This is a genomic window from Streptomyces macrolidinus (assembly GCF_023887685.1).
GTDB classification, from domain to species: Bacteria; Actinomycetota; Actinomycetes; order Streptomycetales; family Streptomycetaceae; genus Streptomyces; species Streptomyces macrolidinus.
The window spans coordinates 18,043-30,067 of record NZ_JAMWMR010000039.1; the positions used below are offsets into that span (position 1 = coordinate 18,043).

Here is a 12,025-nt window from a genome sequence, read left to right on the forward strand (position 1 = left end):
TGTCTCCTCAGGCGATCTTGCAGGCAGTCGGGTGACAGCCGCCTACGAGGTTATACGCCCTGGCTGACAGAACTCATGTTGAAATCCGGCACCCGCAGCGCGGGCATCGCGGCGCGCGTGAAATAGTCGCTCCACTCCCGGGGCAGCGTCTTCTCCGTACGGCCCGCCTCGACGGCCCGGCGCAGCACGTCGACGGGCGACTCGTTGAAGCGGAAGTTGTTGACCTCGCCGGTGACCTCGCCGTTCTCGACCAGGTAGACCCCGTCCCGGGTCAGGCCGGTCATCAGCAGGGTCGCCGGGTCCACCTCGCGGATGTACCACAGGCAGGTCAGCAGCAGCCCGCGCTCGGTGGACGCGACCATCTCCTCCAGGGATCGGTCGGAGCCGCCCTCCAGGATCAGGTTGTCGACCGGGGGTGCGACCGGGAGGCCGGTCAGGGCCGCGGTGTGCCGGGTGCTCGACAGATGCTTCAGCTCGCCGCCGCCGATCCAGTCGGTGGCCGCCACGGGCAGCCCGTTGTCGAACACCGACGCGGCGTCGCCGGAGGAGTGCGCGATGACGAAGGGCGCCGTCTCCAGGCCGGGCGCGTGCGGGTCGCTGCGCAGGGTCAGCGGCAGCCCGCAGAGCCGCTCGCCGATACGGGTGCCGCCGCCGGGCCTGCTGAAGACCGTACGGCCCTCGGCCGCGTCCCGGGCCGCCGACGACCACATCTGGTAGATCAACAGGTCCGCGACCGCGGACGGCGGCAGCAGCGTCTCGTACCGGCCCGCGGGCAGCTCGATCCTGCGCCGCGCCCACTCCAGCCGCTGGGCCAGCTCCGTGTCCAGCGCCGCCGGGTCGACGTCCTTGAAGTCCCGGGTGGAGCGGCCCGCCCACGCGGAGCGCGTACGGTCCGGCGACTTGGCGTTGACGTCCAGCGTGCCGCTGGGCTGGTCGTGGCGCAGACGCAGCCCTGTCGATGTGCCGACATAGGTCGTGACCAGCTCGTGGTAGGCGAAGCCGTACAGCTCCCGGCCGCCCGCACGCGCGCGTGCGAACGACTCCCCGAGCGCCGGGGCGAACTCCGTGAAGACGGCGGAGGAGGTCTCGGCGGGCGCGTCCGTGAAGTCCGGTGACTCCGCCACACCGGTCACCAGCGGCTGCGCGTCCTCGGCGGGCCCCGCGCCGCGCGCGGCGGCCTCCGCGGCCCGTACGAGCGGCTCCAGCTCGTCGGCGGTGACGGCCGAGCGGGAGACGACACCGGACGCCGTGCCCTCCTTGCCGTCGACGGTCGCGATCACGGTGAGCGTGCGCCCGCGCGTGACCCCGTTCGTGGTCAGCGCGTTGCCCGCCCAGCGCAGGTTGGCGCTGGAGCGCTCGTCGGCGATGACGACGCATCCGTCCGCGCGGGACAGCTCGAGAGCACGCTCGACGATCTCGTGCGGCTTGTTCGTACGCGCGCTCATCGACCGGCCTCCTGCGTGGTGTTGAGACTGTGCCTTTCCGGGGGACAACCCCCGGACCCCCGGCCGATTCCACGGCTGATGCTCATCGACCGGCCTCCTGCGTGGTGTTGAGGATGTTGACGCCCTTGAAGAGGGCCGACGGGCAGCCGTGGGAGACGGCCGCGATCTGGCCCGGCTGGGCCTTGCCGCAGTTGAAGGCGCCGCCGAGGACGTACGTCTGCGGGCCGCCGACGGCCGCCATGGAGCCCCAGAAGTCGGTGGTCGTCGCCTGGTAGGCGACATCGCGCAACTGCCCGGTGAGCCGCCCGTTCTCGATCCTGAAGAACCGCTGCCCGGTGAACTGGAAGTTGTACCTCTGCATGTCGATCGACCAGGACCGGTCGCCGACGACGTAGATCCCGCGGTCCACGCCCCCGATCAGGTCCTCGGTGGACGGACCGGCCGGGTCGGGGCGCAGCGACACGTTGGCCATGCGCTGTACGGGCACATGCGCGGGCGAGTCGGCGTACGCGCAGCCGTTGGACCGTTCGGAGCCGGTCAACTTCGCGATGCGCCGGTCCAGTTGATAGCCGACCAGGGTCCCGTCCCGGACGAGGTCCCAGGACTGGCCCGCGACCCCCTCGTCGTCGTACCCGATGGTCGCGAGGCCGTGCTCGGCGGTGCGGTCACCGGTGACGTTCATCAGCTCGGAGCCGTACTTGAGCTTGCCGAGCTGGTCGAAGGTGGCGAAGGACGTCCCCGCGTACGCGGCCTCGTAGCCGAGCGCCCGGTCCAGCTCGGTGGCGTGCCCGATGGACTCGTGGATGGTCAGCCACAGGTTGGACGGGTCGACGACCAGGTCGTACGTCCCCGCCTCGACGCTCGGCGCGCGCATCTTCTCGGCGAGCAGCTCCGGGATCTGCGCCAGTTCGGAGTCCCAGTCCCAGCCGGTGCCGGTCAGATACTCCCAGCCGCGGCCGACCGGCGGCGCGAGGGTGCGCATCGAGTCGAACTCGCCCGTCGAGGCGTCGACCGAGACCGCGGTGAGCTGCGGATGCAGCCGCACCCGCTGCTGGGTGGTCACGGTGCCTGCGGTGTCGGCGTAGAACTTGTTCTCGTGAACGGTCAGCAGCGAGGCGTCCACATGACTGACGCCGTCCGCCGCGAGCAGCCGGGCGCTCCAGTCCGCCAGCAGCCCCGTCTTCTCCTCGTCGGGCACGGTGAAGGGGTCGATGTCGTACGAGGACACCCAGGTCTTCTCGGCGTGCACCGGCTCGTCGGCCAGCTCCACGACCTCGTCGGACCCCGCCGCCTTGATCACCTGTGCGGACAGCCGCGCCATCGCCACGGCCTGCGAGGCGACCTTGGCGGCGGCGTCCGGCGTCAGATCGACACCCGAGGCGAACCCCCAGGTCCCGCCGTGCACGACCCGTACGGCGTACCCCAGGTCGGTGGTGTCCGACGACCCGGAGGGCTTGCCGTCACGCAGCCGCAAGGAGGCACTGCGCACCCGCTCGAACCGGAAGTCCGCGTGCTGGGCCCCGAGCGACCGCGCGCGTGCCAACGCGGCGTCGGCGAGGGGGCGTAGGGGGAGTGCCAGGAACGACTGATCGACTTCGTGGGGCACGGGTGGGGTCCCTTCGGGGTTCACTGCCTGCGAGGTCATCGCAAGCAGTGAACCACGTCCCCCTGACGGGGTCTCCCACGCGTGGATTCAGCCGTCCAGCGAAACGTCCGCAGCGAGTGCGGTGAAGGCGGCCCAGGCGGTGGGGGTGACGGTGAGGGGGCGGATCGCCTTGTCCTTGGAGTCGCGGATACGGACGGCTTCGGGGTGTACGGCGACCTCGACGCAGTTGTCGTTCTCGCTGCCGCTGTAGCTGCTCTTGAACCAGCTCAGCCCATCAGTGGTGCTCATAGCGCTCCTCGCGTCTGTTCCAGCAGCTTCACGGTAGCCCGGCAATCCAGGGCCTGTGAACGGAGCTTGCCATAGCGCTGAAGGAGCACGCTGATGTCTTTGGGAGCGGAGATCAGAGTGCTCGACCGCTGCCCCTCGGTGTAACCGATCCATTGGTGAGCGGATGTCTCGGCCAGGTACATCAGTCCGTCGATGCCGCAGTGGTCCTCCTGGACGGTGGGCATGATCTGGATCTCGACGTTGCGTCGAGTGCCCATCTCAAGGAGGTGGTTGATGACTTGTCTGGTGACTTCGCGCCCTCCCATGCGCCGTTCCAGGACACTCTGTTCGATGATGAAGCTGAAGGCTGTGTTCTGGTTGGTGGAGATGAGATGTTGCCGGTCCAGCCGAGAAGTGACCTCACGTTCGATCTGTTCCTCCGAGGCGGGCGGAAGCCGTCTCTCGAAGATCGCCCTGATGTACGGCTCCGGTTGCAACAGCCCCGGAACTGCCCGGCATTCATACGCATAGAGCGAGATCGCCTCTTCCTCGATCCCCGCCCAGTGCCGGAACCACGACGCCAGCACCGCGCGCCTCGTCAGGCTTCTCGCCGCCGCACTGAGTACTTTGAATGCGACTGGCCCCAGCACCTCCTCCGCCCGCCTGGGTAGATCGGTCGGCGGGAACCGCTTGCCCTGTTCGATCTTCGCGATGTACGCGACCGAATAGCGCACCCGCTCCGCGAACTCCTCTTGCGTAAGGCCGGAGTCCTCCCTTAATGCCTTCAGTACAGCACCGAACGTCTTGAGGCTGTCGGAGAGTTCGGGCTCAGTGTTCGCGCTTCCGCCTCTGCCATGGTCCGCCGTCATCGGCGCGTACCTCCCGTGCTTACGTTCTGCCGTGCCCGCTCAACCGGCCCAACGCAACCAGCGTCACGGCGAGTTACCCACCCAGTCCAGAGTGTGTACTGATACAGGCGCGGCTGTATGGGTTTCGTTCCTGTTGGCAGGGCGAGCGCATCCGGAACGTTGCCTTCATGCCCGTACCGAAGGCCCAAGAGGCCGTTACCGTAAGTGTGTTCGTACAGAGGTTCTCCGCCACCCGGCGCGGAGCGCGGCTCGCGCGTAGGCTGGCCGCGCATCAACTCGACCTGTGGGGGCTGTCGTACGACAGCCAGGCTTCCGAAGCGGTCGTCCTCGTCGTCGCCGAACTCGGGGCCAACGCGGTCCTGCACGGTCGCGTGCCCGGACGGGACTTCGAACTGCGGCTGCGCTGCGACCGTGCCGCCGGTCTCGTACGCGTCGAGGTGTCCGACACCCACCCGGCACGCCCGAAGCCCCCGGAGCCGATCCCGGACCCCGCGGACACCGAGGGCGGCAGGGGCCTGCTCCTCGTGGAAGCCCTCGCCGTACGGTGGGGCGTCGCCGAGCGCACGGGACCGGGCAAGACCGTGTGGGCCGAGTGCCCGCTGAACACAACCTGAGCCCGGCCGCAATACGGTGGTGGCATGTCCACCAGCGAACGGCGTGCCGCCGAGGAGTGCGAGCGGCTGGCCGCCCACCGTCCGCAGGACCGCGAGGAGCTGCTTCTGGAGGCCGCCGACGCGTGGCAGGAGGCGGGGCGGCCCGAGCGGGCGCTCGCGCTGTACGAGCGGCTCCTGGGGCCCGGCGGCGGGGGCGTCCAGGAGCCCGACCTGGTGGACGCCTTCCGGATCGGTGCGCTGTGGGACGCGGGGCGGGAAGGGGACGCCCGCGCGGCGGCCGAGGCGTTCCGCAAGCGGCATCCCCGGGACCCGGCCGCGTGGAACGTCGTCGCCGAGGCCTTCGAGGACGCGGGTGAGACGGCGACGGCCGCCGAGTGGTACACGGCGGGCGTCACGCACGGACTGGGCGCGGGCACCCCGGTGACGGCGGACGCGGTGGAGGCGGCGCGGGACGGCTTCGACCTGGAGACCCTGGTCCTCGGCCGCCATCGGGTACGGCGCCTGCTGGGCTTCCCGCACGACGACTGGGACGACACCGCCGACGAACTGCACGCGCGGCGCGAGTTGGCCTGGCTGGGCCACGCGCGCCCGCTCGACGAGGTCCATGACCCCGTCCGCCTCAAGCGGGCGAAGGACGGCGGCGCGGAGGCGTTGGACGCCGAGATCGCCGCGCTGACGGACACGCGTGACGACGCGTCCGCACCCGGCGCCCCGCGCACGACCTGTGTCCCGTACTGGCCGCCGGAGGAGTTCGCACGGCTCGCGGCACGGTGGCCGCGGACCGCCGCCGCGTACGGCGAGAACCACGCCGACCACCGGCGGCAGGTCGAACGGACCCTGACGGAGCTGTCCGAGGAGGGCGTCCCGCATCTCGCGGTCGGCCACGCCACCTCGGCCGGACTGGAGGCGCACGCGCAGACCGTCGACGCGCCTCCCGACACCCCGGACACCCTCTCCTCGTACGCCACCGAACTCGCCCGCACGGGACGGACGATCGCCTGGCCGCCCCCGCGCAACGGCCCCTGCTGGTGCGGCTCGGGCCGCAAGTACAAGAAGTGCTGCGGCAACCCGGCCCTGACGTGACCGGGCAGCGCGCGGCGCGCTACAAGAGAGGTCCGCCATGAGTACGCCCTGGCGAAGATTCCGTGTCCCGGCCCTGGAAGAGTTCCTGGACGTCGCAGACGACGAGTTGGACGCGGCCGTGGAGCAGTACGTCCAGCGGTTACGGCACTTCTACGACGCGCGAGCCCGCTGGCAGCGGCGAGGCTACCGGGCCAGCGGCCTCGTCGTGATCGTCGTCGGTGCGCTGCTCCCGCTGCTCGCGACCTCGGAGTTCCCCGGCAAGGAACTGGTCCTGTCCCTCGTCGGCGTGACCGTCTCCGTGGTCACGGCCCTGCGCTCGTTCTACCGGTTCGACCAGTCCTGGATCCTGCTGCGCAACACCGAGATCGCCATCAGCGACGCGTACTTGAAGTGGAAGCTCGCGCGCCGCCGCGCCGCGGCGGATCCGCACTCCGTCGAGGCCGAGGGCACGGAGGGCGACACACGGGCCCTGATCGACCGGATCATGCGCATCCGCCGCGACGAGGCCGAGTCGTTCTTCAACGAACTGCCGACGCCGCAACCCGTCCCGGACGGCCAGAGCCCCGTATCCCTGCCGACTCCACGCAGCCGGGCCTAGTGCCTCGTGCAGCCTGACCAGGGCGGAGCGACTGTAGGAACCCGACAGTAGGCAGGTGGCGCCACTGTCGGTGCCGGAATCCCCGCCCGGCGACCCGGACCGATAGGTTTTCGATGAAGGCGCCCGTCTTGCAGGGGTTCCAGAGTGCTATCGAAAGGGTGATCCGTTGAGCCGCTCGGTTCTCGTCACTGGAGGCAACCGGGGCATCGGCCTCGCCATCGCCCGCGCGTTCGCCGACGCGGGCGACAAGGTCGCGATCACATACCGCTCGGGTGAGCCCCCAACCGTCCTCAAGGAAATGGGCTGCCTCGCGGTCAAGTGCGACATCACCGACCCCGAGCAGGTGGAGCAGGCCTACAAGGAGATCGAGACCCAGCACGGTCCGGTCGAGATCCTCGTGGCCAACGCCGGCATCACCAAGGACCAGCTCCTGATGCGGATGTCCGAGGAGGACTTCACCTCGGTCATCGACACCAACCTCACCGGCACCTTCCGCGTCGTCAAGCGCGCCAACCGGGGCATGCTGCGCGCCAAGAAGGGCCGCGTGGTGCTCATCTCCTCGGTCGTGGGCCTCCTCGGCTCGGCCGGACAGGCGAACTACGCCGCCTCCAAGGCCGCCCTGGTCGGCTTCGCGCGCTCCCTCGCCCGTGAGCTGGGCTCGCGCAACATCACCTTCAACGTCGTCGCCCCCGGCTTCGTCGACACCGACATGACCCGGGCGCTCACCGACGAGCAGCGCGCGGGCATCATGGCGCAGGTGCCGCTCGGCCGGTACGCGCAGCCGGAGGAGATCGCCGCCGCGGTGCGGTTCCTCGCCTCGGACGACGCCTCGTACATCACTGGAGCCGTCATCCCTGTTGACGGCGGACTGGGAATGGGTCACTGATCACCATGAGCGGAATTCTCGAGGGCAAGCGCGTCCTGATCACCGGTGTGCTGCTGGAGTCCTCCATCGCCTTCCACGCGGCCAAGCTGGCCCAGGAGCAGGGCGCCGAGATCATCCTGACCGCCTTCCCGCGGCCCACCCTGACCGAGCGCATCGCCAAGAAGCTCCCCAAGCCCACCAAGGTCATCGAGCTGGACGTCACCAACGACGAGCACCTCGGGCGCCTTGCCGACGTCGTCGGCGAGGAGCTGGGCGGCCTCGACGGCGTCGTGCACTCCATCGGCTTCGCGCCGCAGGACGCCCTGGGCGGCAACTTCCTCAACACGCCGTTCGAGTCCGTCGCCACCGCCATGCACGTCTCGGCGTTCTCCCTGAAGTCGCTGACCATGGCCTGCCTGCCGCTGATGCAGAACGGCGGCTCGGTCGTCGGCCTGACCTTCGACGCCCAGTACGCCTGGCCGCAGTACGACTGGATGGGCCCCGCCAAGGCCGCCCTGGAGGCCACCAGCCGCTACATGGCGCGCGACCTGGGCAAGCAGAACATCCGCTGCAACCTCATCTCCGCGGGCCCCCTCGGCTCCATGGCCGCCAAGTCCATCCCCGGCTTCGGTGAGCTGGCCTCCGTGTGGGACCACCGCTCCCCGCTGGAGTGGGACCTCAAGGACCCCGAGCCGGCGGGCCGCGGCATCGTCGCGCTGCTCAGCGACTGGTTCCCGAAGACCACCGGCGAGATCATCCACGTGGACGGCGGTCTGCACGCCATCGGCGCCTGATCCGTACGGGTCGTACGAGGTCGTACGAGGCCGACGCCCCGCTCCCCTGCACCACGGGAGCGGGGCGTCGCCCGTTCGGCGTACCTGACCGGGCGTACGGAGAGCGGTGGCACGCACGCTGTGAGTACGCACGCTTGTGAGTACGCGCTTGTGAACGCACCGCCCCGCAGCCGTACGGCCGAGGAGGTCTGGTTGTGCGCCTGTTCCGCCGTATCGCCCCTTGGCTCGTCGCGGTGCCGCTGGTCATGTCCCTGCCCTACGAGGCTCTGCCGCAGGCACGCGTGCGGCCCGCGAGCACCCCGGCTCCTGAGCCCTTCGGCGCCGACTGCCGCGTGCGCGTGAGCGGCTCGGCAGTCGTCGCGTACTGCTTCAACCCGTATCCGCTGAGCGACCACGTCAGCCTGCACATCGACTGCGCCCGCTGGTGGGACATCGACACCGACACCGCCCCCGTCGAGGCGGCGCCCGCGACGACCGTACGGATGACCGGCCGCTGCTGGGACACGGTCCGCTCGGCCTGGGCGAACCATCAGCGATGAACCGCGGTCAGCGGCGGGGGCTCCTGGGGCGTCCCGAACGGCACAGGAACGGATAGCCCGCCGCCTCCGTGGCGGCCATCGCCGCGTCGCCCGCGCGGATCGCCTCCATGAGCCGGGTGTGGTCCATGTACGTCTCCGGCGTCAGCTCCTCGCCGACGTCGCCGCGCAGCCAGTCCCGCAGCACCTCGCCGAGGTCCGCGTACATCGCCGTCATCGCGTCGTTGTGGGAGGCGGCCACCACGGCCAGGTGGAACGTCGCGTCCGCGGTCACGAACGCCTCGGTGTCCCCGGACGTCCAGGCCTCCTCCCGGCGCGCGAGGAGCGCGTCGAGCTGCTTGAGGTCGCGCTCGGTACGGCGCTCGGCGGCCAGCTTCGCGGCGGCCGACTCCAGGGTGGAGCGCAGCTCGGCGATGTCGTTCGGATCCGCGTCCGCGAAGCGGCGGTGCATCACGCCCGCCAACTCGCTCGTCGCCACCACGTACGTCCCCGAGCCCTGGCGGATGTCCAGCAGACCGTTGTGCGCGAGCGCGCGGACGGCCTCCCGCACCGTGTTGCGGGCCACCCCGAGCTGCTCGACCAGCTCCGGCTCGGTGGGGATACGGGAGCCCACGGGCCACTCGCCCGAGGTGATCTGGGTCCGCAACGCCGCGATGACCTGCTCGGACAGCGCGGATCGACGAGGGTGGCTCAGCGACATGACGGTCCTTCGCGACGACGACACGGGTGACAAGGGTGACATGGACAGCCAATCATCCCATCATTCTATGATGGCACCATGACACGCGAGGAGACCGGGGCGACGACGTCCGCACCGATACGCAGTTCCGCACCGATACGCAGCTCCGCGGCGACGGCCGGAAGCGGCAGTGAGGGCACGGCGGCGATCGGCGTCGAGAGCACGGCGGCGACCGCGCGTACGTGGACGACACGGCTGATGGTCATCGGGATCGTCCTCGCCGCGCTCAATCTGCGCCCCGCCGTGACCAGCCTCGGCGCCCTCCTGGAGGAGGTACGCGACGGGCTCGGGATGAGCGGCAGCGTCGCGGGCCTGCTCACCTCCGTACCGTCGCTGTGCTTCGCCGTCTTCGGCGTCATGGCGCCGCGGCTCGCGCGTCGCTTCGGGCCGGGCGCGGTGGTCTGCGTGGGCATGGTCGCCATCACCGCCGGTCTGCTGATCCGCCCGTACGCCGGGAACACCGCCGGGTTCCTGGCCGCCACCGCGCTCGCCCTGATGGGCATCGCCGTCAGCAACGTACTGATGCCGGTGATCGTCAAGCGCTGGTTCCCGGACCGGGTGGGCTCGATGACGGGCCTGTACTCGATGGCGCTCGCCGTCGGCACCTCCTCCGCCGCGGCGGTCACCGTGCCCATGACCAACGCCCTGGGCGGGAACTGGCAGCCGGGGCTCGCCGTCTGGGCGGCGCTGGCGGCGGTGGCCGTGCTGCCGTGGCTTCCGTTCGTCCGCGCGCGGGGCGCGGACCCCGAAGGGAGCCCGGCCGCAGCGGCCGTCCCCGCCGAGCCCGACGGGCTGCGGATGGTGCGCAGCCGTACCGCGTGGGCGCTGGCCGCCTTCTTCGGGCTCCAGTCCACGGCCGCGTACATCACGATGGGCTGGATGGCCCAGATCTTCCGCGACGCCGGGGTCCCCGCCGGTACCGCCGGTCTGCTCCTGGCCGTCACGATGGTGATGGGCGTGCCCCTGGCCTTCGTCATCCCGCGGCTGGCGTCGCGGCTGCCGCGTCAGGGCCCGATCGTGGTCGTGCTCGGCGTGTGCGGCCTGGCCGGGTACGCGGGCCTGTACCTGGCCCCGGCGGGCGGCGCCTGGGCGTGGGCACTGCTGCTCGGCGTCTCCAACTGCGCGTTCCCGCTGGCGCTGACCATGGTGGGCATGCGGGCCCGTACGAGCGCGGGTGTGGCCAAGCTGTCCGCGTTCGCGCAGAGCACGGGGTACCTGCTGTCGATTCCGGGGCCGCTGCTGGTCGGCGTTCTCTATCAGCACAGCGGCGGCTGGGGCCTGCCGATCGCCCTCATGGCCGGGCTGATGGCCCCGCAGATCGTGGCGGGCGTGCTGGCGGGCCGCAACAGGACCGTGGAGGACGAGGCGGCGCGCTGAGCGGCACGGCGGCGGCTCCCCACCCCGCCGGAGCCGGGGTGGGGGAGGGGTGCGAAACTGGCGGCATGCCGGTCCTCGACCCGAACCCCCAGAACGGCCAGAAGAAGATGCTGCTCGTCTTCGGTGCCTTCATCGCCATCTTCGTGCTCATCGCGATCGTCGCGACGATCGCGGCACCCTGACCCAGCCACGCTTCTGAGCCTCTGAGACGCCTGCCGCGTCCTGGCGAGGGGTGCGCGCCCGCACCCCTGAGGGGACGGCCCGGGGTAGGGCTGTCCCCCCATCCCCTAGGGGGCGAGTGTCAGGGTCAAGTGGGTGGATCACCGGATGGGTCGAGGGCGTCGGAGTCCGTACCTTCGAGACAGGGCAGCAAAGCGCGGCCCAGGTACCACGTCGATGACGTACGGAGGCAGCCATGTCGGCCCGCACCCCTACCCGGCCTCACCCGGCGACCACGGGCGGCGTCGAGATCCGGCTCCCCTGGTGGGCCCTCGCCCTGCCCACGCTGGCCTTCGTCACCCTGCTGGCGCTGATACTCGACCCGGCGGACGCGAGCGCCGGGGGCACCCCCGCCGTCAGCCAGCTGCTGAACCACATCCAGCAGGCCCTGACGCAGTACGCGCCGTGAGGTACGCACCATGAGGTACGCGCCATGAGGCGACCTCCGCCAACTCCCCGCGTCCGGCGGCCCGTCTCGTGCGAAGCTGGGACGCATGAGCTCCGCAGAACCCCGCAGGATTGTCCTCTTCCGGCATGCGAAGGCCGACTGGCCGCAGGTGTCCGATCATGAGCGTCCCCTCGCCGACCGGGGCCGCATGGACGCCCCCGTCGCCGGACGCAAGCTGGCCGACACCGGTATCCCCTTCGACCTGGCCCTCTGCTCCACCGCGACCCGCACCCGTGAGACCTGGAAGCTGGCGGTCCAGGAGCTTCCGCAGCGGCCGAAGACCGTGTACGAGGAGCGGGTCTACGAGGCCTCGCCCGGCGAACTGATCGCCGTGCTCAACGAAACCCCCGACGACATCCGCGATGTGCTCCTCATCGGCCACAACCCCGGTGTCCAGGGCCTTGCCGAGGTCCTGTCCGGTGCGGCCGAGGGCGATGCCCGGGAGCGGATGAGCCGCCGCGGCTTCCCGGCCGCCGCCTTCGCCGTGCTCTCCTTCGACGGCTCCTGGAAGGGGCTGGAGCCGGGCGTGGCCACGCTGCTCGACTACTGGGCGCCGAGCGAGTAG

General features: G+C 70.7%; 15 protein-coding genes. 10 read left to right on the forward strand and 5 right to left on the reverse strand.

All coding sequences use genetic code 11. The annotated features are described in order from the left end of the window. Positions 1-50: 50 nt before the first annotated feature. The 4 genes from NGF19_RS28000 to NGF19_RS28015 form a co-directional block, all read right to left on the reverse strand. Entirely contained in the window at positions 51-1,445 is a 1,395-nt protein-coding gene (locus NGF19_RS28000; protein ID WP_252428364.1) for a TldD/PmbA family protein, read from the reverse strand. An 82-nt stretch (positions 1,446-1,527) separates the two neighbouring features. After that, positions 1,528-3,051, reverse strand: a complete 1,524-nt coding sequence (locus NGF19_RS28005) for a TldD/PmbA family protein (RefSeq protein WP_252428365.1) — start codon at positions 3,049-3,051, stop codon at positions 1,528-1,530. A gap of 87 nt (positions 3,052-3,138) precedes the next feature. After that, the gene (locus tag NGF19_RS28010) at positions 3,139-3,339 is read right to left on the reverse strand and encodes a DUF397 domain-containing protein (protein ID WP_252428366.1); all 201 of its coding nucleotides are present in this window, start codon (positions 3,337-3,339) and stop codon (positions 3,139-3,141) included. Beyond that, complete coding sequence (locus NGF19_RS28015; protein WP_252428367.1) at positions 3,336-4,187, reverse strand: helix-turn-helix domain-containing protein; 852 nt, start codon at positions 4,185-4,187, stop codon at positions 3,336-3,338. Before NGF19_RS28015 ends, NGF19_RS28010 begins: the two co-directional genes overlap by 4 nt. Positions 4,188-4,393: 206 nt before the next feature. Here NGF19_RS28015 and NGF19_RS28020 point away from each other — a divergent pair, with 206 nt between their 5' ends. From NGF19_RS28020 to NGF19_RS28045, 6 genes are all read left to right on the forward strand, one after another. Next, positions 4,394-4,801 (forward strand): ATP-binding protein, encoded by a 408-nt coding sequence (locus tag NGF19_RS28020; protein WP_252428368.1) that lies wholly within the window; start codon positions 4,394-4,396, stop codon positions 4,799-4,801. 24 nt (positions 4,802-4,825) lie between these two features. Next, positions 4,826-5,884, forward strand: a complete 1,059-nt coding sequence (locus NGF19_RS28025) for an SEC-C metal-binding domain-containing protein (RefSeq protein ID WP_252428369.1) — start codon at positions 4,826-4,828, stop codon at positions 5,882-5,884. Positions 5,885-5,921: 37 nt separating this feature from the next. Beyond that, entirely contained in the window at positions 5,922-6,482 is a 561-nt protein-coding gene (locus NGF19_RS28030; protein ID WP_252428370.1) for a DUF4231 domain-containing protein, read from the forward strand. Between the two features lie 166 nt (positions 6,483-6,648). Then, a complete protein-coding gene (gene fabG, locus NGF19_RS28035) occupies positions 6,649-7,368 on the forward strand; it encodes a 3-oxoacyl-[acyl-carrier-protein] reductase (protein ID WP_252428371.1) in 720 nt (239 codons plus the stop codon). 5 nt (positions 7,369-7,373) lie between these two features. Further along, positions 7,374-8,141 (forward strand): enoyl-ACP reductase FabI, encoded by a 768-nt coding sequence (gene fabI, locus NGF19_RS28040; protein ID WP_252428372.1) that lies wholly within the window; start codon positions 7,374-7,376, stop codon positions 8,139-8,141. Positions 8,142-8,335: 194 nt separating this feature from the next. After that, positions 8,336-8,680, forward strand: a complete 345-nt coding sequence (locus NGF19_RS28045; protein WP_252428373.1) for a hypothetical protein — start codon at positions 8,336-8,338, stop codon at positions 8,678-8,680. Between the two features lie 7 nt (positions 8,681-8,687). Here the strand turns inward: NGF19_RS28045 and NGF19_RS28050 are convergent, their stop codons facing one another. Continuing rightward, the gene (locus NGF19_RS28050; protein WP_252428374.1) at positions 8,688-9,377 is read right to left on the reverse strand and encodes a FadR/GntR family transcriptional regulator; all 690 of its coding nucleotides are present in this window, start codon (positions 9,375-9,377) and stop codon (positions 8,688-8,690) included. 78 nt (positions 9,378-9,455) lie between these two features. On the opposite strand from NGF19_RS28050, the gene NGF19_RS28055 reads away from it, so the two are divergent. The 4 genes from NGF19_RS28055 to NGF19_RS28070 all read left to right on the forward strand — a co-directional run bounded on the left by NGF19_RS28055 (position 9,456) and on the right by NGF19_RS28070 (position 12,025). Beyond that, positions 9,456-10,793 carry a CynX/NimT family MFS transporter gene (locus NGF19_RS28055; RefSeq protein WP_252428375.1) on the forward strand — a complete coding sequence of 446 codons (1,338 nt, stop codon included), beginning with the start codon at positions 9,456-9,458 and terminating at the stop codon, positions 10,791-10,793. 65 nt (positions 10,794-10,858) lie between these two features. After that, positions 10,859-10,975, forward strand: coding sequence for an SGM_5486 family transporter-associated protein (locus NGF19_RS28060; RefSeq protein WP_252428376.1), 117 nt, complete (start codon positions 10,859-10,861; stop codon positions 10,973-10,975). A gap of 233 nt (positions 10,976-11,208) precedes the next feature. Then, positions 11,209-11,421, forward strand: coding sequence for a hypothetical protein (locus NGF19_RS28065; protein WP_252428377.1), 213 nt, complete (start codon positions 11,209-11,211; stop codon positions 11,419-11,421). 85 nt (positions 11,422-11,506) lie between these two features. Beyond that, on the forward strand, positions 11,507-12,025 hold the full coding sequence (locus NGF19_RS28070; protein ID WP_252428378.1) for a SixA phosphatase family protein: 519 nt from the start codon (positions 11,507-11,509) through the stop codon (positions 12,023-12,025).

Bases quoted from the DNA above. Each gene is read 5' to 3' on its own strand.
- NGF19_RS28000 (WP_252428364.1), bottom strand. From the start codon at position 1,445: ATGAGCGCGCGTACGAACAAGCCGCACGAGATCGTCGAGCGTGCTCTC.
- NGF19_RS28010 (WP_252428366.1), bottom strand. From the start codon at position 3,339: ATGAGCACCACTGATGGGCTGAGCTGGTTCAAGAGCAGCTACAGCGGC.
- NGF19_RS28015 (WP_252428367.1), bottom strand. From the start codon at position 4,187: ATGACGGCGGACCATGGCAGAGGCGGAAGCGCGAACACTGAGCCCGAA.
- NGF19_RS28025 (WP_252428369.1), top strand. From the start codon at position 4,826: ATGTCCACCAGCGAACGGCGTGCCGCCGAGGAGTGCGAGCGGCTGGCC.
- NGF19_RS28030 (WP_252428370.1), top strand. From the start codon at position 5,922: ATGAGTACGCCCTGGCGAAGATTCCGTGTCCCGGCCCTGGAAGAGTTC.
- fabI (WP_252428372.1), top strand. From the start codon at position 7,374: ATGAGCGGAATTCTCGAGGGCAAGCGCGTCCTGATCACCGGTGTGCTG.
- NGF19_RS28050 (WP_252428374.1), bottom strand. From the start codon at position 9,377: ATGTCGCTGAGCCACCCTCGTCGATCCGCGCTGTCCGAGCAGGTCATC.
- NGF19_RS28055 (WP_252428375.1), top strand. From the start codon at position 9,456: ATGACACGCGAGGAGACCGGGGCGACGACGTCCGCACCGATACGCAGT.
- NGF19_RS28060 (WP_252428376.1), top strand. From the start codon at position 10,859: ATGCCGGTCCTCGACCCGAACCCCCAGAACGGCCAGAAGAAGATGCTG.
- NGF19_RS28065 (WP_252428377.1), top strand. From the start codon at position 11,209: ATGTCGGCCCGCACCCCTACCCGGCCTCACCCGGCGACCACGGGCGGC.
- NGF19_RS28070 (WP_252428378.1), top strand. From the start codon at position 11,507: ATGAGCTCCGCAGAACCCCGCAGGATTGTCCTCTTCCGGCATGCGAAG.